The organism is Pseudarthrobacter chlorophenolicus A6, assembly GCF_000022025.1.
GTDB classification, from domain to species: domain Bacteria; phylum Actinomycetota; class Actinomycetes; order Actinomycetales; family Micrococcaceae; genus Arthrobacter; species Arthrobacter chlorophenolicus.
In genome coordinates, this window is record NC_011886.1 from 3333750 (window position 1) to 3357491 (window position 23742).

At 67.7% G+C, this 23742-nt stretch carries 28 protein-coding genes; 12 read left to right on the forward strand and 16 right to left on the reverse strand.

Annotation, left to right across the window (positions count from 1 at the left end):
- Positions 1 to 3: 3 nt before the first annotated feature.
- The 13 genes from ACHL_RS24845 to ACHL_RS15065 all read right to left on the reverse strand — a co-directional run bounded on the left by ACHL_RS24845 (position 4) and on the right by ACHL_RS15065 (position 10523).
- Complete coding sequence (locus tag ACHL_RS24845) at positions 4 to 654, reverse strand: C40 family peptidase (protein WP_015938143.1); 651 nt, start codon at positions 652 to 654, stop codon at positions 4 to 6.
- Positions 651 to 1085 carry a flagellar FliJ family protein gene (locus ACHL_RS15010; protein WP_015938144.1) on the reverse strand — a complete coding sequence of 145 codons (435 nt, stop codon included), beginning with the start codon at positions 1083 to 1085 and terminating at the stop codon, positions 651 to 653. The genes ACHL_RS24845 and ACHL_RS15010 overlap by 4 nt, the downstream gene beginning before the upstream one ends.
- Entirely contained in the window at positions 1082 to 2422 is a 1341-nt protein-coding gene (locus tag ACHL_RS15015) for a FliI/YscN family ATPase (RefSeq protein WP_015938145.1), read from the reverse strand. The genes ACHL_RS15010 and ACHL_RS15015 overlap by 4 nt, the downstream gene beginning before the upstream one ends.
- Entirely contained in the window at positions 2419 to 3150 is a 732-nt protein-coding gene (locus ACHL_RS15020; protein ID WP_015938146.1) for a FliH/SctL family protein, read from the reverse strand. The genes ACHL_RS15015 and ACHL_RS15020 overlap by 4 nt, the downstream gene beginning before the upstream one ends.
- A complete protein-coding gene (gene fliG, locus ACHL_RS15025; RefSeq protein WP_015938147.1) occupies positions 3140 to 4174 on the reverse strand; it encodes a flagellar motor switch protein FliG in 1035 nt (344 codons plus the stop codon). The genes ACHL_RS15020 and fliG overlap by 11 nt, the downstream gene beginning before the upstream one ends.
- The gene (gene fliF / locus ACHL_RS15030; protein WP_015938148.1) at positions 4171 to 5769 is read right to left on the reverse strand and encodes a flagellar basal-body MS-ring/collar protein FliF; all 1599 of its coding nucleotides are present in this window, start codon (positions 5767 to 5769) and stop codon (positions 4171 to 4173) included. The genes fliG and fliF overlap by 4 nt, the downstream gene beginning before the upstream one ends.
- Positions 5769 to 6107, reverse strand: a complete 339-nt coding sequence (gene fliE / locus ACHL_RS15035) for a flagellar hook-basal body complex protein FliE (protein ID WP_015938149.1) — start codon at positions 6105 to 6107, stop codon at positions 5769 to 5771. The genes fliF and fliE overlap by 1 nt, the downstream gene beginning before the upstream one ends.
- On the reverse strand, positions 6107 to 6499 hold the full coding sequence (locus tag ACHL_RS15040; protein WP_015938150.1) for a flagellar basal body rod protein FlgC: 393 nt from the start codon (positions 6497 to 6499) through the stop codon (positions 6107 to 6109). The genes fliE and ACHL_RS15040 overlap by 1 nt, the downstream gene beginning before the upstream one ends.
- Position 6500: 1 nt before the next feature.
- Positions 6501 to 6842, reverse strand: a complete 342-nt coding sequence (locus ACHL_RS15045; protein ID WP_015938151.1) for a flagellar basal body rod protein FlgB — start codon at positions 6840 to 6842, stop codon at positions 6501 to 6503.
- 146 nt (positions 6843 to 6988) lie between these two features.
- Positions 6989 to 7336 carry a hypothetical protein gene (locus tag ACHL_RS15050; protein WP_015938152.1) on the reverse strand — a complete coding sequence of 116 codons (348 nt, stop codon included), beginning with the start codon at positions 7334 to 7336 and terminating at the stop codon, positions 6989 to 6991.
- Complete coding sequence (locus ACHL_RS15055; RefSeq protein ID WP_015938153.1) at positions 7329 to 7847, reverse strand: flagellar export chaperone FliS; 519 nt, start codon at positions 7845 to 7847, stop codon at positions 7329 to 7331. The genes ACHL_RS15050 and ACHL_RS15055 overlap by 8 nt, the downstream gene beginning before the upstream one ends.
- Positions 7844 to 9178, reverse strand: a complete 1335-nt coding sequence (gene fliD / locus ACHL_RS15060; RefSeq protein WP_015938154.1) for a flagellar filament capping protein FliD — start codon at positions 9176 to 9178, stop codon at positions 7844 to 7846. Before fliD ends, ACHL_RS15055 begins: the two co-directional genes overlap by 4 nt.
- A 169-nt stretch (positions 9179 to 9347) precedes the next feature.
- Positions 9348 to 10523, reverse strand: coding sequence for a flagellin N-terminal helical domain-containing protein (locus ACHL_RS15065; RefSeq protein WP_015938155.1), 1176 nt, complete (start codon positions 10521 to 10523; stop codon positions 9348 to 9350).
- A gap of 222 nt (positions 10524 to 10745) precedes the next feature.
- Between ACHL_RS15065 and flgN the strand changes: the two genes are divergently transcribed.
- The 5 genes from flgN to ACHL_RS23435 are packed head-to-tail and all read left to right on the forward strand — an operon-like array spanning position 10746 to position 14541.
- Positions 10746 to 11228, forward strand: coding sequence for a flagellar export chaperone FlgN (gene flgN / locus ACHL_RS15070; protein WP_015938156.1), 483 nt, complete (start codon positions 10746 to 10748; stop codon positions 11226 to 11228).
- Between the two features lie 30 nt (positions 11229 to 11258).
- Positions 11259 to 12677, forward strand: coding sequence for a flagellar hook-associated protein FlgK (gene flgK, locus ACHL_RS15075; RefSeq protein ID WP_015938157.1), 1419 nt, complete (start codon positions 11259 to 11261; stop codon positions 12675 to 12677).
- Positions 12678 to 12680: 3 nt separating this feature from the next.
- The gene (gene flgL / locus ACHL_RS15080; RefSeq protein ID WP_015938158.1) at positions 12681 to 13565 is read left to right on the forward strand and encodes a flagellar hook-associated protein FlgL; all 885 of its coding nucleotides are present in this window, start codon (positions 12681 to 12683) and stop codon (positions 13563 to 13565) included.
- The gene (locus ACHL_RS15085; RefSeq protein WP_015938159.1) at positions 13562 to 13939 is read left to right on the forward strand and encodes a flagellar assembly protein FliW; all 378 of its coding nucleotides are present in this window, start codon (positions 13562 to 13564) and stop codon (positions 13937 to 13939) included. Before flgL ends, ACHL_RS15085 begins: the two co-directional genes overlap by 4 nt.
- A 47-nt stretch (positions 13940 to 13986) precedes the next feature.
- Positions 13987 to 14541, forward strand: a complete 555-nt coding sequence (locus tag ACHL_RS23435; RefSeq protein WP_015938160.1) for a hypothetical protein — start codon at positions 13987 to 13989, stop codon at positions 14539 to 14541.
- Positions 14542 to 14577: 36 nt separating this feature from the next.
- Here ACHL_RS23435 and ACHL_RS15095 read toward each other — a convergent pair whose 3' ends face one another.
- The gene (locus ACHL_RS15095) at positions 14578 to 14955 is read right to left on the reverse strand and encodes a hypothetical protein (protein ID WP_043794113.1); all 378 of its coding nucleotides are present in this window, start codon (positions 14953 to 14955) and stop codon (positions 14578 to 14580) included.
- A 187-nt stretch (positions 14956 to 15142) separates the two neighbouring features.
- Here ACHL_RS15095 and ACHL_RS15100 point away from each other — a divergent pair, with 187 nt between their 5' ends.
- From ACHL_RS15100 to ACHL_RS15110, 3 genes are read left to right on the forward strand one after another with little or no spacing between them, the layout of a single operon-like run.
- Positions 15143 to 16000, forward strand: a complete 858-nt coding sequence (locus ACHL_RS15100) for an ABC transporter ATP-binding protein (protein ID WP_015938162.1) — start codon at positions 15143 to 15145, stop codon at positions 15998 to 16000.
- On the forward strand, positions 15997 to 16968 hold the full coding sequence (locus ACHL_RS15105; RefSeq protein WP_015938163.1) for an ABC transporter substrate-binding protein: 972 nt from the start codon (positions 15997 to 15999) through the stop codon (positions 16966 to 16968). The genes ACHL_RS15100 and ACHL_RS15105 overlap by 4 nt, the downstream gene beginning before the upstream one ends.
- Before the next feature lie 4 nt (positions 16969 to 16972).
- Positions 16973 to 19105, forward strand: a complete 2133-nt coding sequence (locus ACHL_RS15110) for an iron ABC transporter permease (RefSeq protein WP_015938164.1) — start codon at positions 16973 to 16975, stop codon at positions 19103 to 19105.
- Here ACHL_RS15110 and ACHL_RS15115 read toward each other — a convergent pair.
- Complete coding sequence (locus ACHL_RS15115) at positions 19066 to 19977, reverse strand: helix-turn-helix transcriptional regulator (protein WP_015938165.1); 912 nt, start codon at positions 19975 to 19977, stop codon at positions 19066 to 19068. The two genes, ACHL_RS15110 and ACHL_RS15115, sit on opposite strands and share 40 nt — an antisense overlap.
- A gap of 94 nt (positions 19978 to 20071) precedes the next feature.
- Between ACHL_RS15115 and ACHL_RS15120 the strand changes: the two genes are divergently transcribed.
- The 3 genes from ACHL_RS15120 to ACHL_RS15130 all read left to right on the forward strand — a co-directional run bounded on the left by ACHL_RS15120 (position 20072) and on the right by ACHL_RS15130 (position 22724).
- Entirely contained in the window at positions 20072 to 20956 is an 885-nt protein-coding gene (locus tag ACHL_RS15120) for an aldo/keto reductase (RefSeq protein WP_015938166.1), read from the forward strand.
- Positions 20957 to 21000: 44 nt separating this feature from the next.
- The gene (locus ACHL_RS15125; RefSeq protein WP_015938167.1) at positions 21001 to 21831 is read left to right on the forward strand and encodes an oxidoreductase; all 831 of its coding nucleotides are present in this window, start codon (positions 21001 to 21003) and stop codon (positions 21829 to 21831) included.
- Between the two features lie 146 nt (positions 21832 to 21977).
- Positions 21978 to 22724, forward strand: a complete 747-nt coding sequence (locus ACHL_RS15130; protein WP_015938168.1) for an ABC transporter permease — start codon at positions 21978 to 21980, stop codon at positions 22722 to 22724.
- Positions 22725 to 22847: 123 nt separating this feature from the next.
- Here ACHL_RS15130 and ACHL_RS15135 read toward each other — a convergent pair whose 3' ends face one another.
- Complete coding sequence (locus tag ACHL_RS15135; RefSeq protein WP_015938169.1) at positions 22848 to 23204, reverse strand: SPW repeat domain-containing protein; 357 nt, start codon at positions 23202 to 23204, stop codon at positions 22848 to 22850.
- Positions 23205 to 23411: 207 nt separating this feature from the next.
- Here ACHL_RS15135 and ACHL_RS15140 point away from each other — a divergent pair, with 207 nt between their 5' ends.
- Complete coding sequence (locus ACHL_RS15140) at positions 23412 to 23741, forward strand: PadR family transcriptional regulator (protein WP_015938170.1); 330 nt, start codon at positions 23412 to 23414, stop codon at positions 23739 to 23741.
- The last annotated feature ends 1 nt before the right edge of the window (position 23742 follow it).

Here is a 23742-nt window from a genome sequence, read left to right on the forward strand (position 1 = left end):
GCATCACGATGCCCCCGCTGCCGGAACAATCCTGCGGATGGCGGTCAGGTTGGACTGCTGTTCCCAGGCGTCGCGGATCTGGATGGTCTGGCCGGGGACTGGTGCGTCGATGGCTTTGCCGTTGCCCAGGTAGATGGAGATGTGTTCGCCGCCGAAGCTCACCAGCAGGTCTCCGGGTTTGGCCTCGGCCAGCGACGCCACGGGCGTTCCCACCTTCATTTGGTCGCTGACCACCCGCGGAAGCTCCACGCCGAGGTCCTTGAACACGCGCTGGACGAACCCGGAGCAGTCCATGCCGGTGGCCGGGTTGGTGCCGCCCCACACGTACGGGACGCCGATGTATTTCTTGGCCGTGGCCGCCACGTCGGTGCCCGTCGCCGATCCGGCCTGCACCGGTGAGGCCGGGATGCCCGCGCCAAGGCCGGCAACGCCGGAAAGTGTCCCGGCGCCGGTGAGCGCGGTGAGGCCGTCGGCAGCCAGCGAGGAACCCGCTGAGGTCCCGCCGGCGGCAGCTGCCAGGGCGGTTTCAAAGGCGGCGGCGTTGGCGGCCGCGGCGGGTACAGCGCTGCTTTTCTGTGCCCTGATGGGCGTGGACAGCTGCTCGATCATGGACTCAATGGTCCCGATCCGGCCGATGATGTCGGTCATGCTCATGGCGAGGCCTCCCCTGCGGTGCGGTGCCAGGCGGTGCAGGCAATTTCGTCGAGGGCGCCCTGCTCGGCTAACAGATCGGCGGCGGCGCGCTCGGCGTGGTGCCTGCCCTCCAGTTTTTCCAGGCCGACGGCGCTGCGCCGCGCCTGCGTGTAATCTGCCCGGGCCTCGGCGAGCTGTTCGTCCGCCGCGGCGGCGAGCGCGTCCAGGTCCGCGAGCATGCTCTGCGATGAAGCACGGGCAGCGGCGATTGCCAGCAGGCTCGCTGAACTTGCGGCGGTGGCACCGGATTCCCCCAGTTCGGTCCGCGCAGCGGCACGGCGGTCACCCGCTGTACGGGACCGTGAAGCGGCCCGCGACATCCCGGCGGCTGCCTGGTCTTCCTGCAGCTTGCGCAGGCGGAGGAGCCCGGCGAGGGGAAAGTGGCGGTTCATGCGGCTCCTTCGAGCGTGGCTCCGAGGCGTGAAGTGAGGGCGGTGAGGGCCTGCCAGGAGTCGCGGTGGGGGGTGGAATCGTCCATCCGCTGCTGCAGGAAGCTGTTGATGGCGGCCTCGTTGTCCAGGGCGGCATCCACCAGCGGGTTGGTGCCCCGGTGATAAGCGCCGACGTCGATGAGGTCCTGCGCGTTCCGGCGGGCCGCCAGGGTCTTCCGCAGCACCGCCGCCACCGCGGTGTTGCCCGGGGCGTTGACTTTGGAAGCTACGCGCGAGACAGATCCCAGCACGTCAACCGATGGAAAATGCCCGGCAACTGCCAGCTTGCGGTCCAGGACCACGTGACCGTCCAGGATGGAGCGGGCGGCGTCGGCGATGGGTTCGTTATGGTCATCACCGTCCACCAGGACTGTATAAATCCCGGTGACGGATCCTGTTTCAGCGGTGCCGGCGCGTTCCAGCAGCCGGGCCAGGAGCGAAAACGTGGACGGCGGGTAGCCGCGCGTTGCCGGTGGCTCTCCGGCGGACAGGCCGATCTCGCGCTGGGCCATGGCCACGCGTGTCAGTGAGTCCATCATCAGGACCACGTCCCTTCCGGCTTCGCGGAAGGATTCGGCGATCCGGGTGGCGGTCACGGCACAGCGCAGGCGCATCAGGGCGGGTTCGTCCGAGGTTGCCACCACCACCACGGACCGGGCCAGGCCTTCGGCTCCAAGGTCGTCTTCCAGGAATTCGCGGACTTCGCGGCCACGCTCCCCCACCAGGGCGATGACGGAGACTTCGGCGTCGGTGCCGCGGGCCACCATGGACAGCAGCGAGGACTTTCCTACGCCCGATCCGGCAAACAGTCCCATGCGCTGGCCCCGCCCCAGGGTGGCCATGGTGTCCAGCACCCGGACGCCGGTGTGCAGGGGCGCCTCCACCCGGGCGCGGTGCATGGCGGACGGTGATTCGTTGTCCGCCGGGACATGGCGCCCGGTGACCAGCGGCCCTTTCCCGTCAATGGGGCGGCCCAGGCCGTCAAGGACCCGTCCGAACAGCCCGGTGCCGGTAGGAACCATCAGTGGCTTTCCTTTTGACCGGGCCGGGTCTCCGGCTGCTACGCCGGTCAGGCGGCCCAACGGCATGCAACGGAGCCCGCCACTGACCGAGGCGACCACCTCGGCGTCGAGGCCGGGAGGCTTGCCCACTGTGATGAGGTCACCCACGGCGCAGTCCAGTCCAGCGACCTCGAGCCCGAGACCCAGCACAGCCGTAACGGTGCCGGTCCGTTCCGGGGCGGCGGCCTGGAGCGCGTCGGCGAAACGCGGGCCGTACGGGCGCCATATCGAAGTCATGCACGTCCTCCGGGATTTTCCGGAGGCAAGACCTGGCTTTCCGGGTCCAGGAGGGCGGCGCGGGCCCGGTCCAGTGCGGCGCCCAGCCGGGCATCCAGCCATCCGTTGGGATACCGCGCAACGGCATCCCCCCGCGACAGTGCCGGATCAGGGACAACTTCGACGCCGGCAGCACGGGCCGCGGTGACGGCACCCGTAGCTTCGAGGATGTGGAGGTCTGCAGGGTTCAGGCTCACCGCCGCCACATCGGGGCCGGTACGCTGGCCGGGATTCACGTCTGAACCGTTGCCGTTGCCGCCGGGGTTCCCGCCGCGGCTTCCAGTGCCCAGCGCACGGCGCAGCGCCGCACTGGCGGTGCGTTCGCCGTCGAGCAACTCGTAGCCCAGCACCGCCTCGGCGAGGTCAATAGTGCCCGCGGCGAGCACCGCCTCTGCGTCCTGCAGGACAAGTTCGAAGCGTTCCTGGAAGGCGGCACCGGCAGCGGCGAGCAGGGCCACAGCCCGGTCCGAGGATTCACGGGCGGACGCCAGGGCTGCGTCGTATTCGGCCCGGCGTTGCAGCGTCTGCCGTTCCTGCTCGGCCGCTGCGGCGCGGAGGCCGGCGGCGTACCCCGCAGCGTGCCCTTGGGTAAAGCCGCGGTCCTGCGCATCGGAGGGCGCGGTGGCCTGGACCCGCGGGAAAAGGACCCGGGCCGGGGTCGTTTCAGTAAACCGCGCCTCAGTAGACAAGATCGTCCTCCTCGCCGCGCCGCACCACGATCGCGCCGCTGGCCTCGAGCTCGCGGATGGACTTGACGATGTCCGCGCGGGCCTCCTCCACCTGGGACGTCCTGACGGGTCCGGCGTTGGCCATCTCGGCTTCGAGGATCTCCTGGTTGCGGCCGGAGACGTTGGTCCGGACGGCATCGAGGACAACCGCCGGTGCGCCCTTCATCGCCACCGCCAGAACTTCGGGTGCCACGCCCCGCAGGATCTGCTGGATGTCCCGCCGCTCCAACTTCACGATGTCCACAAATGTCAGCATCCTGGCCCGGACTTCGGTGGCCAGTGCCGGGTCCAGGGTTTCCAAGCCGTCCAGAACGGACCGTTCGGTGGCCACATCGGAGCGGTTGATGATGTCCACGAGGGGCTGGATCCCGCCAACGGTTTCCGTGGATTTTCCCTGCGAAACCACGGCACCGGAGCGCTTCTTCAGCGTCTCTGCCACGATGCCCACAGCTTCGGGGGTGGGTGAGCCCATCACCGCGATGCAGCGCGCCACATCGCTGCGCTGTGCGTCACCGAGTCCGGTCATCACGGCGGAGGCCTTGGCGGGACGCAGGTGTGCCAGCACCAGGGCTATGGTCTGCGGCAGTTCGCTGTCGATGAGTGCCAGGATCTGGCCGGAGTCCATCACCTCCAGGAATTCGAAGGACTTCCCGGCCATGGTGGAGGCGAGGCGGTCCATGAAGCCCGCCGCCTTGTCCGCGCCGAAGGATGCCTCGAGGAGCCCGACGGCGAGTTCCTGGCCTCCGCGGGCAACCCGCCGCCCGCTGACGGCGATGTCGTGGAATTCGCCCATCACCTGGTCGGCGACGGCTGGCGATACACGGCGCAGGCGGACGATCTCGGCGGCGATGTCCTCTGCTTCGGATTCTGAGAACTGGGCCATAACGGCGGCGGCGCTGTCGGGGCTCATCTGCATGAGGACCACCGCTGCCTTCTGGGCGCCGGACAGCATGGCGAGCTCAGCGGCGGACTGTCCGGAGGTCATACGGACTGCCTCTCGTCCATCAGGCCGCGGAGGTAGTCAGCGGTACGGGCCGGGCTTTCGGCCACCATGGCCTCGATCTGGGCGCGGCGGCGTTCCCCGTCCAGCACGTCAGCGCCCGGGAGCGGCAGCGGTTCCGCGAGCGGCAGCTGGATGGCTGACGTGGCCGGCGCCGGCTCCAGCGCGGTTACGGGGGCCACCGGGTATTCGATGCCGATGCCGAGGTCCACAGGCTCGCGGCGCTGCCGCCGGCGCCACGAAATGAGCGCCACCACGATGAGAGCCAGTGCCGCCAGCAGGATGCTGCCGGCGATGACCAGCGTCTTCATCAACTCGCCCTGCTGGGCAGCCTCGGCCTCGGCTTTGGCTTCTGCCAAAGATGCGGCGGCGTTGTCCGCCGCCGCGGTGCTGAAGGGGAGCACCTCCACGGTGACCACATCGCCACGGGCGGGGTCGGCTCCCGCGGCCGAGGTGACCAGGGACCGGACCGATGCCAGGTTGACCCCTGCGGCGGCTGCCTGGTTGATGGCCACGGAGATCGTCTGACGCTTAACCGCGCCTTGGGGAATGATGCGGTCCTCGGTGACCTTGTTGACGGCGTTGTTCTTGGTGCTGTCCGTGGAATCAAAGGTGCTATTGCCGTTGGTGCCGCCGGGTACGGCGATATTGTCCGGGCCCAGGACTCCGGCGGCTCCCCCACCGGTTCCCGTGTAGGTCTCGGACTTGGTGCTTTCACTCAGGGCCGGCACATCAGCAGCCGCGGTGAACGTCTCACTGCGCTGCTGGGCGGATTCCCCTGTCACATCGGCGGCAACGGCCACGGTGGCATTCCCGGGTCCCACCACGCTGTCCAGGACGGCTTTGACGGAATCCGTGGTGCGTTCCTGGTACTCGCCCGCCTGCTTGGAGGAGGAGCCCGCCGCTCCACCGCCCACGGTCGAGAGGACATTGCCCTGGGAATCCACCACTGAGACGTTGGCCGGCTTAAGGTTTTCGATGGCCGCGGAGGTCAGGTGCACCACGGCCTGCACCTTGTCCGGAGAGAGGGTGGTGCCTGGCTGGGTCTCGACGAAGACCGACGCAGTGGCGTCCGGGGTCTTGTCCACGAACACCGACTTTTCCGGGATGGCGAGCCGCACGGCGGCCGCCTTGACGCCTTCCATCGCTTGGATGGTGGTGGCAAGTTCACCTTCCAGGGCCCGTTTGTAGGTGACCGACTGCTGGAACTCCGACGACGTGACGCCCAGCTTGTCCAGCAGCGAGTATCCCGTTGCCGCGGCGGACGGCAGCCCAGCAGCGGCGGCCTTGAGCCGCTCGTCGTAAACCTTTTCCTCGGGAACCAGGATGGTGGAGCCGCCATTGGCTATCTCGTAAGGGACGTTGTCCTTGCGCAGCTGCTCCACGATGCCGTTGGCGTCCGTGTCCTTCAGGCCCGAGAACAGCGGCGTGTAGGCGGGTTTGGCCAGCCAGGACGTCAGGGCGACGGTACCGAGGACAAGCACTGCGACGCCGATGATCGCCAGAGTGCGCTGGGCTGCGGAGAATCCCTTGATCCCGGAACCCATCCGGGTGAAGAACGCAGTGATTTGTGGCGGCATCAGGCCTGCATCCTCATGATCTCGTTGAAGGCGTCAACGCCCTTGTTGCGGACGGCGGCCACCAGCTCCAGGGTGATCTGGGCGCGGCTGGAGGCGAGCGTGGCAGCGTGGATGTCGTCCAGGTTGCCGGTGACGGCGGAGACCGCCAGCTCTCTGGATGTGGACTGAAGCTGCTGGAGGTTGTCTAGGGCGCCAGTCAGGGCGGTGGCGAATCCACCGCCGGATGCCGCGCCTGCGGCGGATACTGCGCCGTCGCTGTAGCCGGTGCCCTGCACGGGCTGGACGGCGCGGCCCAGTGCGCCAAGTCCGCTGATGGGTCCGAGTGCGTCGATGGGCATCAGGCTTTTCCGATCTCAAGTGCTGCCAGATACGTTTCGCGGGCGCGGTCGACCACTTGGGCGTTGGCCTGGTAGCCGCGCTGGGCCACGATGAGGGCGCCCATCTGCTCGGCGAGATCAATGTCCGGGTAACGGACGTAGCCTTCCGCATCAGCAAGGGGGTGGTCCGGCTGGTAGACCATCCGGCCTTCGGCGTCACCTTCCGGAGTGCTCCGCACGTAGACTCCGGTGCCGTCCGTTCCTTCGGCTGCTTCGATGTAGCGCGCCCGGAAGGCTTCACCGTCGGTGCGGGCGGCGTTGTTCATGTTGGCCAGGTTGTCCGAGACGGCGTCCAGCCACTTCCGGTGCACGGTGAGGGCGGTGCCTGCGATTCCGATGGCGTCAAAGGTCATGTCAGTTGGTCCGCATCGCCGCGCGGAGGGACGTGAACTGGCCGTTGACCGCCCGGGCCGCGAATTGGTAGCGCAGTACGGTATCGATGTTGGACAGCGTCTCGGTGTCCAGGTTCACGTTGTTGCCGTTGAGTTGCGTCGGCTCCAAGGACGCTTCAACGGATGCTGAAGTGTGCCCGTTACCGCGGCGCACGGAAGCCGCGAGTTCGTCCTCGAAGGACACCCGCTTTGCCTTGTAGTTGGGCGTGTTGATGTTCGCGATGTTGTTGGCGATAGTGCGCTGACGCAGCGCCAAGCCATCCAGTGCACTGGCAAGCGCAGCGGAAGTCACGGATTCGAGCACGACGATCCTGCCTGGGTAATGAAACTGAGGCCGATCCATGGCCGTGGCGTCGAGCGATCCGTGCTCTGTCAGGAGTTATCGGCAGTGACAGACGGCGCGTTAGGAACTGTCAGACCTGATTTTTCTGTGTGCCGCGCAAGTGGGCCTTAGCCGGTGATATCGAGGTAGACGGCGGCGGAAGCCTCCCCGACTCCCGGTACCGAGCTGACAGCGTTGAGCTGGCGTTGGGTGCTCATGCGGGCTTCCTCGAGCCGCCGTACCAGGTCTTCCTGCCGGTCACCCAGGAGAAGTGCCCGCTCCTGCAGCTGCAGCGGCAAGGGCCCGGGAACCCCGGCCGGAGTCCAGTCGCCGCGGTGGCCGTGGTCCGGCTTGCCGAGCAGGGCCTCCGCATGGTCGGCGGCCGCCTCCATTGCGTCGAGGATAGCCGTCCACGCTGCAACCTCCAGGTCGGCACCCTGGTGCGTGCCGTCGTCGTACGTTGTTCCCTCAGGCAACGCCCAGGGTCCCGCCGCCGGACGGGAAGGGAGCGTCCCAGGTGCCTCGCGCCGAGGCGGGGAAGGCGGCCACGCTAGCCGGCGCGGCCGGGGCGGCCGGTGCTGCCGGCGTCGCAGCCGAGATCGAGGCCGCGGCCTCGTGCCAGGTCTGCCGCAGCGGTTCCAGCAGGTCGATCGCTTCGCGGGTGAGGCCGGCGTCTCGCTGGATGTTGGCGTTGATCAGCGCTGTGGAGGCGTAGTTGTAGATGCCAAGCAGGCCGCTGGCGCCGTCCCAGGCATCGACCTTGAGGGAGGAGGACAGCTCGGTGAGGATGGCTTGCGCGTGGAGGAGATGCACGGAGGCCATGGACCAGTTGGCGGCGTTCTGGTCGGCTTCCGCGCGGGTCAGGTCCAGAAGGAGCCGGTCGTAGAGCATGGTCAGCAGCCGTGCCGGCGGCGCTGAAAGCACCGAGTCGGTCAGGTACTGGTTTCGCTGCGCGGTGTTTCCGAGCTGGCTGAAGGTGGGGGTCATGATGAGGTGCTTCCTGATGAGGTGGAGAGGCCGGCGAGTTGCGAGGACAGCCAAGCCGATTGGGCCTTCATGCCGCTGAGCGCCACTTCGAGGGCGGAGTAAGTACGTTGGAGGGTCTCCCGGCGGGTTTGCAGCCGGTCATCCCAGCTTTCGATCTGCGCGGCGTAGTCCTTCGCGGTGCTTTGCTGGCCTTTGATCTTGGTGCTGATCAGGCCGTTGACGGGGTCCGAGGCCTGCTTGGCTGCACTGGCAACGCGGCCGGCAATCGTGGACACGGCGGCCATGGTCCCCGCCGGGTCCTTCGCCAAGGCCTCGCTGAACTTGGTGGCGTCGAACTCAACGGTCCCCGTTTTGGTCACGCTGATGCCGAATTCCGACGGCGAGCGCCCACCGATGGGTGCCGAGGCGGCGGCCAGTACGGCGGTACTGACCGTCCGGATGGCACTGTCTCCGGTGAAGATGCCGGCTGAGGTGATGGGGTTTCCCGCGGCGTCGGTGCTGGTGACCACGGCGGTTTTGGTGGAGATTTGGGCCAAGACGCCGTTGGCGGTGCTGACCAGATCCGTTGCTGCCCTGCTGATCTGGGCGTTGTCTCGGACCACCGTCACCCGGGTGGGAGTGGCAGAGACCTCCGAAACAGTGGCCGACACTCCTTGCAGCAGGTCTGCAAAGGTGTTAGTTGGTGAGCTGAGTGTCGCCTCGGCGCTGGTGCCTGTCCACAGTTTGATCTGCGCGTCCTGCGCGGTTTGGACCGTTGTGAGATCCGCAGGGCCGCCCAGCCCCGAGACGGTGAACCCGCCTGCTGCGCCAGTTTTTGCCGAGGCGAATTGCAGCCTGTATTCGCCGCCGCCCACCGATATCTTCGAAGCGGTGACCCCGGCGCCGGACGCGTTGACGGCGGAAACCACGTCGTCCAGGGAAGTGGAGGACGGTGTCACCGAGGTGGCCTTGCCGTCCTGCCCTGTGATGGTCAGCGTCGTGTCGGGCCAGGCGGAGAGATTTTTCGTGACGGAGACCTGCATCTGGGCCAGTTGCGAGACGGTGAAGTCCACAGTGCCGGGTTTGGCTCCGGCGCCGACGGCAATGGTGACTTTCGGCGAGCTGCTGGTGGCCGTGTACAGTTCCAGGCCCTTGGGTTCGGCAAGCTTCGCGGCTTTGGTTGCCAGGTCCGCGACGGCGGAGTTCAGCCCCTGCAGGGCGGAGATCCGGTTTTGCACCGCTGCCGCACGGGTCTTGATGAGGTTCTGCGGCGCGGCTTCCAGCGTCATCAGCGAGTTGATGAGGGTGGTGGTGTCCAACCCGCTGGACAAGCCATCGATGGCCAGGCCCATGCTTTAAGCTCCTCGGAAAGTTCGGTCTGCAGGTTCTAACCGCTGTGATGGCGGCTGCTTTCCGTGGTGTCCGGGAAGATTTCGTCCTCCCGGACACCACGGCGCTGCGTTGCTGTCCTGACGGGGCCCGCGTCAGCGGCCTTGGTCAGTAGCCTGTTTCTACTATGGCCTAGCGCAGCAGCTGCAGGACACCCTGGCTGGACTGGTTGGCCTGCGCGAGCATTGCGGTTCCGGCCTGGGACAGGATGTTGTTGCGGGTGAACTTGACCATTTCCTCGGCCATGTCCGTGTCGCGGATCCGGCTGTTGGATGCGGTCAGGTTTTCCTTGGCCACGTTGATGGTCTGCACAGCGGATTCCAGGCGGTTCTGGGTTGCGCCCAGGTCTGCACGGGCAGTGGAGACGTTCTTGATCTGGGTGTCGATCAGGGTGATTGATGCCTGGGCCTTGGACGCGTTGGAGAAGTCCAGTCCGGTTGCCACCGACGCGGTCGCGGCACCGGCAGCGAGGCCCGTACCCGCGGTTGCGTTGTCAGCGTCCAGCAGGTCGCCGCCGTCTTTGGCTTGGACCACGATTCCCGTGCCCGCGCCATTGGCATCCTTCTCCACTGACACCGTGAACTTCGAGGAGAAGTCGGCATCCTTGCGCAGTGCGTCGGCGTAGCCTTCGACACTGGTGAAGGAACCGGCTGCACCGAGGTCTGCGGTGGTAACCGTGGTCACCACGCCATCCTTGGTGGAGCTGAAGGTCGCTGCGCCGGCAAGCGCTGTGGCGTCGGCGATGTCGAACTTGCTGCCGCCACTGGCCAGCGCACCGAGGTTCAGCGTGTTGGCAATCGCCTTGACGTTGGCACCGGAAAGGTCCACGCCGATCTGGCTGGCAGCATCACCGTTGGCACCAACCTGGATCTTCAGGGAAGCGTTGTCACCGTTCAGCAGCTTGGTGCCGTTGAAGTCAGTGGAGCCGGCGATGCGGCCCAGTTCCTCGACCAGGCTGGTGGCTTCGGTCTTGATGGCTGCCCGCGAGTCAGTGTTGTTCGTGTCGTTCGCGGCCTGGACGCCCAGGTCGCGCAGGCGCTGCAGGATGGAATGTGCCTGGCTGAGGCCGCCTTCCGCTGTCTGCACCAGCCCGATGCCGTCCTGGGCGTTGCGGGAAGCAACGTTCAGGCCGCCGATCTGGGATTTCAGGCTTTCCGAGATTGCCAGGCCGGCCGCGTCGTCACCGGCGCGGTTGATGCGCAGGCCGCTGGAGAGCTTCTCCAGTGACTTGGACAGGTCGTTCTGGGTGTTGCTGAGGCTGCGGTAAGCGTTGTTCGCAGCCAGGTTGGTGTTGATCTGCATTCCCATGGTGTTTCCTCCGTGATGTGGGACGTTGTTCGAAGGCCCATCCGTGGGCCCTCACAACCAGCTATCGGACGCAAAACAAGTGCGGTTAGCAGAAACAACAAATGGCACTTGTTGGCTCCCGCGGCGGGACGGAAGGCCAGCAGCTCCTAACGCCCCCACAACACCGGCCGATAGTTTTCCCTTGACACGACGCCAACCCCCTGAACTGGAGTTGACCAGCCAATGGCCATCCACGAACTTTCGGCCCTGCTGTGGCGCGAACGCGAGCTCCTGGATCTCTTGACGTTCAAGCTCGAAGAAGAGCAACTGCTGCTCACCGCCGGCAAGTCCCGGTGGCTCCCGCACGGCACCAAGGAAGTGGAACAAGTCCTCGAACGGCTGTCCAAAGCCGGATTGGCACGGGCGGTCGAGGTGGCTGCGGTGGCCGAACAGTGGGGCCTGCCCGCCGAATCGTCACTGAGCGAACTCGCGGCGGCCGCCCCTGACGCAGCGTGGGCCGGCATCCTCTCCACGCACCTGACCGCGATGCAGCGCCAAACAGCCGCCATCCAGGAACTCCGCGATTCCAACGAACAGTTCCTGCGAGCGGCCGTCCGCTCCACGCAGGAAACGGCAGCGGACCTGCGGCCCTCCGCAGCAACCTACGACTCCCAGGGCCGGACCGGCGACGCATCGCCGTCCAGGCTTTTCGACCAGAAGATCTGACCGGCAAAGCCGTACCAGCAAAGGACAGCAGTGAGCACTTTCGGCGGACTCAATACGGCCTTTCTGGGCCTCACCGCGGCCCGGCAGGGCATCAACCTCGCAGGCCAGAACATCGCTAATGCCGGCACCGAGGGATACACCAGGCAGCGGATCGAGCAGTCGCCCATCGGCGCCCCGTCCGCCAGCGGGCTGACGGCCCCGGGGGTCCGCCCGGGGCAGGGCGTCTCAGTGGACGGCATTTCCCGGCTTGGCAACAGCTTCCTGGACGCCGGAGTGAGGTCCACCGCAGCCCAGGCCGGCTTTACCTCCATCCGCTCCACAGAACTCCAACGGATCGAAGAGACGCTCCAGGAGCCCGGCGAAAACGGCATTACGACGGCGCTTCAGGACTTCTGGGGCGCCTGGCAGGGAGTCTCCAACCACCCGGGCGAATCCGCACCGGCAGCCGTGCTGCTGCAAGCCGCCACCACCCTGGCAGGCAAAGTTTCGGCCGGATACAGGGCGATCGATGCACAGTGGACGCAGGTCCGGTCCGAAGCCGCCGCCAACACCGCCACGGTCAACGACGCCGCGGCCCAGGTGGCCGGTTACAACGCAACGATTCGGTCGGTGCTGGCCGGCGGCGGCTCCGCCAATGAATTGATCGATGCCCGCAACAGCGCCATCGAAACCATCGCCGCCCTTGCCGGCGGAACTGTTCGGGAGAACGCGGACGGCACCGCGGACGTTCTGATTGGCGGCAACGCGTTGGTCTCCGGATCGTCGTACCGGACCCTCTCACTCGGCGGGCAGACAACTATTACGGGAGCAGGCACGGCTGTCCAGGTCGAGTGGAGTGACCGGCCGGGGAACCCGGCGGGTCTCGACGGCGGGCGGATCGCCGGTGCGGTGTCCCTCCTCTCCCCCGCAGCTGGCGGCGCCGGCGGGGCTATCGCTGAGGCTGCCGCCTCCTACGATTCGTTCGCCTCTGAGCTGGCGGCCAAGGTCAACGCCGTGCACCGCACGGGCCAGTCGACCACCGGCGCAGCAAACCTCGACTTTTTCGCGTCCGCCCCCGGGGGTTCCCCGGCAATGTCGCTGCGCGTCGTCCCCCGCGACGCCGCCGGGATCGCCACCGGAGCCGCTGTCGCCGGCACCCTGGACGGCAGCGTTGCCGACTCCCTGGCCCAGCTGGGCACCTCCGCGACGTCCCCGGACAAGGCGTGGGCCGCCGTCGTCACCGGCATCGGTGTCCTTTCGCGCTCAGCCCAGCAGCACGAGCAGCTGTCCGCGGCCGCCAGCGTTTCAGCCCGGGGGCACCGCGATTCGGGCGCTTCCGTCAGCCTGGACGAGGAGAACATCAGCCTCCTCACCAACCAGCACGCCTACCAGGCCGCCGCGCGGGTCATGACCGCCGTCGATGAAGCTCTGGACGTCCTGATCAACCGCACCGGACTGGTGGGAAGGTAAACCATGCTGAACCGAGTCACCAACCAGACCATGGCGGCTGCCGCCCAGCGCAATCTGCAGGCAGGCCAGGCGAAGCTTGCGTCGCTCCAGGAAAAGGGCGCCACCCTGCAGAACATCACCCGGCCTTCGGACGACCCCGCCGCCCTCGCCGCTGCGCTGGCCACGCGCGGCCAACTGCAGGCAGCGGACCAGTATTCGAACAACATCAGTGACGGCACCGGATGGCTGAACACCGCCGACTCCGCCCTGGGCCAGGCAACCAATGTCCTGAACCGTATCCGCGACCTCATGCTGCAGGCCTCCAACGGGTCGCTCAACCAGCCGGCCAAAGACGCGATCGCCGCCGAGATCGAAGGGCTGAACAAGGACCTGCTGGCCAGCGCCAACACCAAGTACCTTGGCCGCAACGTCTTCGCGGGCAACTCTGACGCGGCCGCCGCATTTACCGGACAGCCACCGGCGTTCAACGGTACGCCAGTCAGTTCCGTTGAACGGCGGGTGGACGCCGACCGGACCGTCAGGGTGGACGCCGACGGCGGTGCGATCTTTGGCGATGGCGCCGGCTCGGTCTTCGCCTTGGTTGGTGACGTCGTCGCCGCCATCCGTGCCGGGGCAGATCCTTCCGGCCGGCTGGACGCCGTCGACGACAGGCTCAAAACCGTCATCAGCGGCAGGGCCGAGGTGGGTACCCGCCAATCGCTGCTGGAGCAGGCACGGGACGCCGTTGCTGCGCAGAAGGTTACGCTGGAGTCCCGGCGTTCGGCCATCGAGGACGCCGACATAGGACAGGTGGTGCTCGATTTGAAACTGCAGGAAACCAATTACCAGGTAGCTTTGGCGGTCACGGCCAAGGTGCTGCAGCCATCCCTGATGGATTTCCTGCGATGAGCACCATCACCACAATGCCGGTCACGTTCACCACACCGATGCCCGGCCTGGAGAGCTTAGACAGCTTCACGCTGCGAACCGTGGACGGGGCTTTGGGTCTTTTCGCGCTGGAGGCCCACGGCGGTGGGGCCCTGCGGCTGTTCCTTGCGGACGCGGCCGTCTACGCGCCCGACTATTCACCAGCTATTCCCTCGGACGCCACGGCTGCGGGCCAAACCAGCACCCTGTTGGTGGTGAACCCCGGCGACGGCAAGCCCACAGTCAACCTTGCGGCGCCAGTAGTGCTGAATCCGGAGACCGGCCTGTGCACACAGCTCATCCTGGACAGCAATGTCTACTCCCTGCAGGCGGAGCTTGGCGGCAAGCAGCCCTAACCGCGGTCCGGTAGGCTCGGGGGACCAACGCCTGAGGGGGCAGACGCATGGAACACGAACGCACTGACGCGGCCAACGATCAGGCATCCCGCCAGCAGGGGCAACTGACACCACGGGCATCGCGGGTTGCAGGCAAGACCCTGAACGTGCCGGTCCTCATCATCCTCGCGATCGTCGTCGCGTTGGCACTTGGTGTGCTGCTGAACCCGCTTCCCAAGCCCGCGGAGCTGGCCATATTGAACCGCCCGGCCACAGCAGCCGACACCCTCCCGGAGGGTGTCGCTCCCGTGCCGAACGGCGAGCACACCCTGCGGCTCGTTGCGGACGCCGACGGCATCCGGTACTTCGTCAGCCAGAACAAGGATGCCAGCACCTCTTGCCTGACGGTCTTCCCTGACAATTACCCCCGTCAATGGGTGGCTGGCTGCGGCACCGGCACCAAGGGCAACCAGGAGATCACGCGGATCGGGTCCAACGGCATCGTCTCCGCCGTGCTGGTGCCGGACGGCTACGACGCCAGTGAGCTCGAGCAGGGCGGGTTCAAGAGAATCCACGACAACGTCTACGCCGCCCGCACTCCGCGCGTCCCGGGTTCCTTTTAGGCAGCACGACGGCGGGACGGGGCTTGCGGAGGTCGGTCAACGCGGGTAGCTTCCTTGGCTCTTGTAGGCCCAGTATTGTGCGCTGCTCACGGCGTCGTCCCCGAGGTACCAGCTGACAACGAACGGCACCAACGCCAGCACGGCCACCAGTCCGCCGAATATGATGCGTGCCGGCCGGCGGGGCCGGGCGAACATCGAAGCGGCCGCAGTTGCCATCGAGGCTGCGGGAACGGCAACGCCGATGGCCATAATCCACTGGCGCTTGGGGATCTCAGCCTGCCAATACTGGGGTGAATAGTCGTCGGGGTCCCAGTCGAATCCCGAGCCGAACACCATGAACGTCGACAACACCGACAGGAACAGCAAGGTGACGGCAAAGACCATCAAGACGCCGCCATCCAACCGTTTCCCCATGCCAACCATCCAACCACGGCCTTGGCCACGCCCCTGACCCGCCTCTAACCGGCCGCGACCGCGAAACTGTTGTGCCGCCGTCGTACGCGGCCTGCCGCTGGCGACCCGAACATCCGACCACGACGCGCATTCCGTCGCGGAACGACTCATTTCAAGTATTAGGTAAGGCTAAGCTAACCTTCCATTTGTGAACGAACAGAACCAGCTCTCCGGACTGGAAGCCACCGGCCTGGTGCTCCGCTATGGCAACAGGGACGTGGTCCACGGCGCCGGGCTGCGCCTTGAACCCGGCAGGATTGTGGCCCTGGTTGGACCCAACGGCAGCGGCAAGTCCACCCTCCTGCGCGCCCTCGCCAGGCTGCACGACGCCGCCTCCGGAACGGTCCAGGTCCGGCCCGACGGCGGAGAAGCGGCCGACGCCCTCATGATGAAGCGCAGCGACTTTGCCCGGCACGTCACCCTGCTCTCACAGAGCCGGCCGGTGCCGCACGGGCTCAGTGTCCGTGACGTGGTCGAATTCGGCCGCCATCCCTACCGCGGCCGCTGGCGGGCAGCGGATCCGGACGGCCCCGCCGCCGTCGAGCGCGCCATGGAACTCACCGGCATCACCAACCTGTCCGCCCGCGGCGGCCACGAACTTTCCGGCGGGCAGCTGCAGCGCGTCTGGCTGGCAAGTTGCCTGGCGCAGGACACCTCCGTGCTGCTCCTGGACGAGCCCACCAACCACCTGGACCTGCGCTACAAGGTGGAAATCTTCGACCTTGTCCACGACCTCGCCCGCCACCACGGCGTGGCCATCGGCGTGGTGCTGCACGACCTCGACGAGGCCGCAGCGCTCGCGGACCACGTGGTGGTGCTCTCCGAAGGCCGCATCGCCGCGGCAGGCCCCGCCGATGAAGCGCTCGACGCCGAGCTGCTCAGCAGCGTCTATTCCATCCCCATCGTCACCCACACCGACCCGCTGACCGGCCGGCTGCGCACCCGCGCCGTCGGACGGCACAGCGGCACCTCCACCCACCACCCCGAAAGGACCACGTGTCCATGAAGCTCCCCACGGCCCTGGCCGCCACCGCCGCCCTGGCCCTCCTGCTCACCGGCTGCGGCACCACCGAAGAACCCGCAAGCTCCGCTTCCGGCAGCACCGGCGAACCTGTCACCGTCACCGACTCCCGCGGCGTAGAGGTCAAACTCGACGGCCCCGCCAAGCGCGTGGTGGGCACCGAATGGAATGTGGTGGAAAACCTGACCACCCTCGGCGTCCAGCCCGTGGGCGTCGCGGACGTCAAGGGCTACGGCAACTGGGTGAAGGCAGGCGCGCTGGACGGCAGTGCCACGGACATCGGTACCCGCGGCGAGCCCAGCTTCGACGCCATCGCCGCCCTGGAACCGGACCTCATCCTGGCCACCGCCGACCTCGCCGAACCGGTCATCAAGCAGCTCGAAGACCTGGCACCGGTAGTGGTGGTGAAATCCGCGGACGCCAGCCGGCAGATCGACCAGGCCAAGGACAACCTCAAGCTCGTGGCCAAGGCCACCGGCACCGACGCCAAGGCCGATGAGGCCATTGCCGGCTTCGACGCCGCCGTCGCCAAGGGCAAGAAAACCCTCGAGGACGCCGGGCTGGGCGGGTCCCGCGTGGCCTTCGCCGACGGCTGGGTGGCCGACGGGAAGGTCTCCATCCGCCCGTACGTCAAGGGCTCGCTCATGACGGACATCAACACCGAACTGGGCCTGGTGACACCCTGGACCATGGAAGGCGACCCCGCCTACGGCCTGGCCTCCACCGACGTTGAAGGCCTCACCGCGGTCAACGCGGACAGCTTCGTCTACATCGCCAACGGCGCCGACGGCGGTGACTTCACCGAGGACCTGGCCACCAACGCGGTGTGGAAGTCTCTGCCGTTCGTTTCCGCCGGTGAGGTGCACCGCCTGGAAGACGGCATCTGGATGTTCGGCGGCCCCGCGTCGATGACCCAGTACGTCGATGCCCTCGTGACGGCACTGACCAAGTAACGCCATGACCCACACCGTGAAGAGTCCCGCCCCGGCTGCCTCCCCTACCGCCGTAGCGGGGGCTCCCCTGCCGGTACCTGCGGGAACGCGGGGGCGGCCGGGCGCAGCGCTGGTAGCCGCCGCCGCGCTGGTGGTCCTGGCCCTCTTCGCGGTGATCCACCTGACCCAGGGCACAGCCGATGTTGGCCCCGCCGAGCTTCTGGGGGTTCTGGCGGGGAACGGCTCGGACCAGCAGAGCGCGGTCCTGCTGGCCTCCCGCATCCCCCGGCTGCTGGCGGGCCTGCTGGTGGGCGTGGCACTGGGGGTGGCCGGCGCCGCCCTACAGTCGGCCACCCGCAACGTCCTGGCCTCCCCTGACACGCTTGCGGTCAACGCCGGGGCACACTTCGCGATCGTGGCCGTGGCAGCCTTCGGGATCACCCTTCCCTCGCTGCTGTCCGGCGGCCTCGCGTTCGCCGGAGGCCTCGCGGCCGCACTGCTGGTCCTGGCCCTGTCCGGTGCCGGCGGCAACGGCAACGGCGGTCCCATCCGCCTGGTGCTGGCCGGCACGGCGCTGGCCCTGGGACTCCATTCGGCCACCAGCGCACTGCTCTTGCTCTTCAGCCAGGAAACCACCGGCCTCTACGCCTGGGGACAGGGCAGCCTGGCCCAGTCCCGCCCGGATGAACTCCTGCAGTTCACCCCGGTCATCCTGGCGGCGGTTGCCGGTTTGCTGATCATCGGCCGCCGGCTGGACCTGCTGGGCCTGGGCGACGACGCCTCGCGGCTGGCCGGCGCCGATCCGCGCCTGGCCCGCATCACCGCCGTCGTGCTCGCCGTCCTGCTGTCCGCCGCGGCCGTTACCGTGTCGGGCCCCATCGGGTTCGTGGGCCTGTGCGCTCCGGCCATCGTGCGGCTGCTCGCGTCCCGCGTGCGCGGGCTGGGCCGGCACCGGGCGTTGCTTCCCATCTCCGGCCTGGCCGGTGCCGTTGTGGTGATCGGCGCCGACGTCGTGGTCCGTGTGGTCTTCGGCGCCCAAGCCGGCGTGGAGATCCCTACCGGCGCGGTGACCACCGTGTTCGGCGCGGTGTTCCTGGTGATCCTCGCCCTGCGGATGTCCGACGCCGGCCTGAGCGTTGCCGGGGACGCGCTGGCCCGCCTGCGCTCCCGCAGGTTCTTCCTGGCCGTCCTGGTCAGCCTGCTGGTCCTGCTGACGGGGCTGCTGGTGGCCGGGGCCTTGTTGGGCGACGCGAAACTCCTGCTCGGAGACCTCATCAACTGGCTCACCGGGCAGTCCGGCAACCGGGTCAGCGCCATCATGGGAACCCGAATGCCCCGGGTGCTCGCCGCCGTCCTGGCCGGAGCAGCCCTGGCGATTGCCGGGGCCCTGATCCAGGCCGTCTCCCGGAACTCGCTGGCCGAGCCCGGCATCCTCGGCGTCTCCGGCGGCGGCGGGCTCGCGGCGATCATCATCATCACCACGGTGCCGCTGGCCAGTTCCTGGCTCGTCACCGGGTCCGCGCTGGCAGGCGCCGCGCTGGCCGCAGCGCTGGTCTTCGGGCTGGCCTTCCGCGGGGGGCTGCAGCAGAACCGCCTGGTGCTGATCGGCATCGGGGTCTCGGCGGGGCTGGCGGCGCTGATCACCGTACTCCTGGTCAGCACCGATCCCTACAACCAGACCAAGGCCCTGACTTGGCTCTCCGGGTCAACGTACGGGCGGAACTTCGCCTCGGTCCTCCCGCCGCTGGCCGCCCTGGCGGTGGCCCTTCCGGTGCTGGCGGGCCTGCGCCGGGACCTGGACCTCATAGCGGTCGACGACGATTCCCCCCGGGTGCTCGGCATCGGTTTGTCCGGTTCCCGGCTGGTCCTGCTGGCGACGGCGGTGCTGCTGACCGCCGGCGCCGTGTCCTCGGTGGGGGTGATTGCGTTCGTGGGGCTGGTGGCACCGCATGCCGCCCGCTCACTGGTGGGGGCGCGGCACGTGCGGGTGCTGCCTGTGGCGGCCCTGATCGGGGCCTGCACCGTGGTCCTGGCCGACCTGGTTGGCCGGACGGTGATCGCCCCCGCCCAGATCCCGGCCGGCATCATGACGGCGCTGGTGGGGGCACCCTATTTCGTCTACCTGCTGTGGCGCTCCCGGGTTGACCGGGCCTCCTGACCGGCCTCCGCCGGCCCAGCAAGGCTCCGCTGCGTGGCGGCCCAGCTGGCCAGCACCTTCAGCGCATCCTCCGACGGCGTGGCGGGCTCGGCCGTGTAGACGTTGATCCGCAGGCCCGGGTCGGCGGGAAGCTCAAGTGCCTCGTAGGTCAGGTCCAGGTCCCCCACCGCGGAGTGGTGCAGCCGTTTGCGGCCGGTGCGGTGGTACTTGACGTCGTGCTTGGCCCAGCGGGTGCGGAACTCCTCGCTGCGGGTGGACAGTTCGCCGATCAGGTCCGTGAGGTCTTTGTCGTACGGGTTCTTCCCGGCAGTGGAGCGCAGCACGGCCACAATGTCGTCGGCGCTGCGTTCCCAGTCCCGGAAGAAGGTCCGCGCTTTCGGGTTCAGGAAGGTGAACCGGGCGCTGTTGGGCGGGGTGACTTCCTCGGCCATCATGTCCTGGTACAGCGCCCGGCCCAGCTCGTTGGAGGCCAGGACATCGCCGCGGTCATTGCGGACCCAGGCGGGCGCCGTCGTAATGGCATCAAGGATTCGCTGCACGCTGGGCCGCACCGTCTGCGGGCTCCGCTTGCGCCGCACCCGGGGTGCTGCCGCGGACGCCCGGGCAAGGTCGAACAGGTGGGCCGTCTCGGCGTCGTCCAACTGCAGCGCCCGCGCCAACGCTTCCAGCACACTGTCCGACGCACCGGACAGGTTCCCGCGCTCCAGCCGGATGTAGTAATCGATGCTCATCCCGGCGAGCATGGCCACCTCTTCACGGCGCAACCCCGCCACGCGCCGGTTCCCGCCGTATGCAGGCAGCCCGGCCTCCTCCGGCGTGATCCGGGCACGGCGGGAAGTCAGGAACTTCCGCACGTCGTCACTGTGTGTCATGGCCTCCACGGTACGCGCGGACCAGGCAAAGAAGGGAGGTACCGGCGCACCCTCCCACTTCCCTACAAACCGAAATACCGTGAAAGGCATGACCATGGAACTCACCCTTAACAACGGCGTCACCATGCCCGCCCTGGGCCTGGGCGTCTTCCAAAGCCCGCCGGAACAGACGACGGCGGCAGTACAGTCCGCGCTCCACGCCGGCTACCGGCACATTGACACCGCCGCCGCGTACGGCAACGAGCGCGAGGTGGGCGAAGGCATCCGCCGCTCCGGGCTGGACCGCTCCGAGGTGTTCATCGAAACCAAAGTGTGGGTCAGCGATTACGGCTACGACGAAACCCTGCACGCCTGGGACAAGGCCGTGGGGAAGCTCGGGGTGGAACAGCTGGACCTGCTGATCCTGCACCAGCCCGCGCCGGACCGGTTCGCGAAGACCATCGCCGCCTACAAAGCCTTGGAGACCCTGCTGGCGGACGGGCGCGTCCGTGCCATCGGCGTCAGCAACTTCATGCCGCACCACCTCAAGCAGCTACTGGCCGAAACGGACGCGGTCCCGGCCGTGAACCAGATCGAACTGCACCCCTACTTCGCCCAGCCGGACGTCCAGGCGGCCGATGCGGCCAGCGGCATCCTCACCCAGGCGTGGTCGCCCATCGGCGGCATCACGTTCTACCCCGGCTGGGGTGATGAAAACCGGCGGAACGTCATGGAAGATCCGGTGATTGCCGCCGTCGGGAATGCCCACGGCAAGACGCCCGCCCAGGTGATGCTCCGCTGGCACCTGCAGCAGGGCCGCTCCGCCATCCCCAAGTCCACCAACCCGGCCCGGATCGCCGAGAACTTTGACGTGTTCGACTTCGAACTCAGCGCCGCGGACATCGCGGCCATCGACGCACTGGACACGGGCAGGCGCAGCGGGCCGAACCCGGACGAAGCCCGCCTGGAGCGGTTCGCGATGCCCATCCCCGAAGCCTGATCTCACCCGGCTTCATCCCGCAAACCCTTCGAAAGGAACCCCTTATGGCAACGTGGCTCATCACAGGATGCTCCACCGGACTTGGCCGCGCCCTGGCCCAGGCCGTGCTCGCTGCCGGGCACAACGCCGTCGTCACCGCCCGGAACGCCGCCGCGGTGGAGGACATCGCCGCAGGCCACCCGGACACCGGCCTGGTCCTCCCCCTGGACGTCACCAACACCGCCCAGGTGGCGGATGCGGTGCGGCAGGCTGAGGAACGCTTCGGCAGCGTGGACGTGCTGGTGAACAACGCCGGGTACGGGTACCGCGCGGCCGTTGAAGAAGCGGACGACGGCGACATCCGGAGTTTGTTCGACACGAACTTTTTCGGCGCGGTGGACATGATCAAGGCGGTCCTGCCCGGCATGCGGGCACGGAAAGCCGGTGCGATCTTCAACATCTCCTCCATCGGCGCGCGCATCACCCCGGCCGGGTCCGGCTACTACTCCGCCACGAAGGCCGCGCTGGAGGGCCTGTCCGGTTCGCTCCGCAACGAGGTGCAGCCGCTGGGCATCAGCGTCACCGCCGTGGAACCGGGCGCCTTCCGCACCGACTTCGCCGGCCGCTCGCTCACGCAGTCCGCGACGCCGATCGGGGACTACGCGGACACGGCCGGGAAGCGGCGCAAGGAGAACGACACGATGGACGGCAACCAGGCCGGCGATCCGGCCAAGGCGGCTCAGGCGATCATCAAGGTGGCGGAGTCCGGGAACCCGCCGGCACTGCTGCTCCTGGGCACGGACGCGTACGGCGCGTTCGGCATGGTGGCCGACGCCCAGCTGGCCGAGCGGGAGCAGTGGAAGGACCTGAGCACCAGCACGGACATCACCGGCTAAGCCCCCTGCCCCCCTGCCCCCTGCCCCGCCCGCCCCACCCTGCCCCCTACCCCGCCGCCCCACCCAACTAGGTAGCAGCAGATGTCGTTTTGAGCCCTCATAACGACATCTGCTGCTACCTAGTTGGGAAGGGATACGCTGGCCTGATGCCGCACCTTGCCGACCTGCTGCCCACCCTGGCGGCGCTCGCCATCCTGGTGGCACTCACGGTGGGCGTCCTGTGGGGCTCCCGGACACCGCAATACCTCGCCCCCGCCGCCGCCATCCTCCGCGGCGCCGCCCAGCTGGCCCTCATCAGCCTCATCCTGGGCGGAATCATCAGCGATCCGTTGTGGGTGGGCGCGGCTTTGCTGGTCATGTTCAGCGTGGCGGCAACGACGGCGGCCCGCAGGCTGGGCTGGTCCTGGCACCGGTTTGCCGTGGTGGCCGGCACGATGGCCCTGGGCATCACGGTGACCCTGGCCGTGGTGTTCGCAACAGGCGCGATCGACTTCACACCGCGGTACGTGCTGGCGGTGGGCGGGATTGTGATCGGCAACTGCATGACCATCGCCGTGCTGGCCGGGCGGCGGTTCTACGAGGCCGTCCATGAGCAGTGGGACCAGGTGGAGGGGTGGCTGGCACTGGGTGCCACCGCGGGTGTGGCCACGCTGGCGCAGGCCCGGCAGTCCGTGCATGCGGCCCTGATTCCGTCGACGGACCAGACCAAAACCACCGGCCTGGTCACCCTGCCCGGCGCGTTCGTGGGTGCCATCTTCGGCGGCGCCTCACCGCTGGAGGCGGGCCGGTTCCAGGTGGTGGTGCTCGCGTCCATCATGGCGGCGGGATCCATCACCGCCGTCGTCCTTCTCCGCTCCCTGCGCGGTGTGAAGGTGCGCCCGGCGGTTCCCTGACCGCCCACCAAGAGCCCGGAAAGAGCCTGCGGACATAGCTCCGCCACGGCCCCGGCGGCTGCGAAGGTCAGGAGTTCGAATCTCCTTAGCCTTGCGGCGCTCCGGCCGTGGCGGATTCCGGTGCTAATGCGAGACGCGGTAGGCGTGGCGGACGTCGGTGCTCGGCTTGATGGCGGCTGCTGTAACCACCAGCGCCACGCCACCTGCGATCCACGATGTCAGCGCCGCACCCGTGGCGCCTGTGTAGGTCCCCAGCCATGGGGAGAGGACCAGCCCTGCGGCCAGGATGGCCTGGACGTATTCCATGGCCGGCATTCCGGGCATGGCCAGGTTGATCAGGCCACTGACCACCAGCAGCCCGCCAAAAACGAGCATGCAGGTTGTGGACAAGTTGAGCTGCCGGGTCCACAGGACCGCGACCGCAGTGAAGAGTCCGGCGGCAACTGTTGCCCAGTCCTGCCACCGATACCACTTAGTCACTGAATTTCCTTTCTGTCCGGAACGGTCAGGCCCGCTGCCTTTCCGCTCCGCGGGCACTGCTGCCCGCAACTTAAGTCAACGCCTCACGGACGCCATCTTCAAGGGCAAAAAGGCCCGCCGGAGCGGCCCAAAAGAACCTCTTGCGCCACCAGTACCCAGTGTTACTATGTAGTGGTAGTCAGCAACACTAAGTAGCAGGAGCGGGACATGGGCAAACAGATGACGGAAATGCTCAAAGGCACCCTTGAAGGCATCGTCCTGGCGATCCTGGCCACCCGGCCCGCCTACGGCTACGAGATCACCACGCGGCTGCGGGACCAGGGCTTGGCGGACATCGCCGAGGGCACGGTGTACGCGCTGCTGGTCCGGATCGAACAGCGTGGCCTGGTGGACGTGGAGAAGGTCCCGTCCGAAAAGGGCCCGCCGCGCAAGGTGTACTCGCTGAACGCAACGGGCAGGCAGGAACTTGCAGAGTTCTGGAGGACATGGAGCTTCCTCGCAGAACGTATCGAACAGCTCCACCAGGAAGGTAACTGAC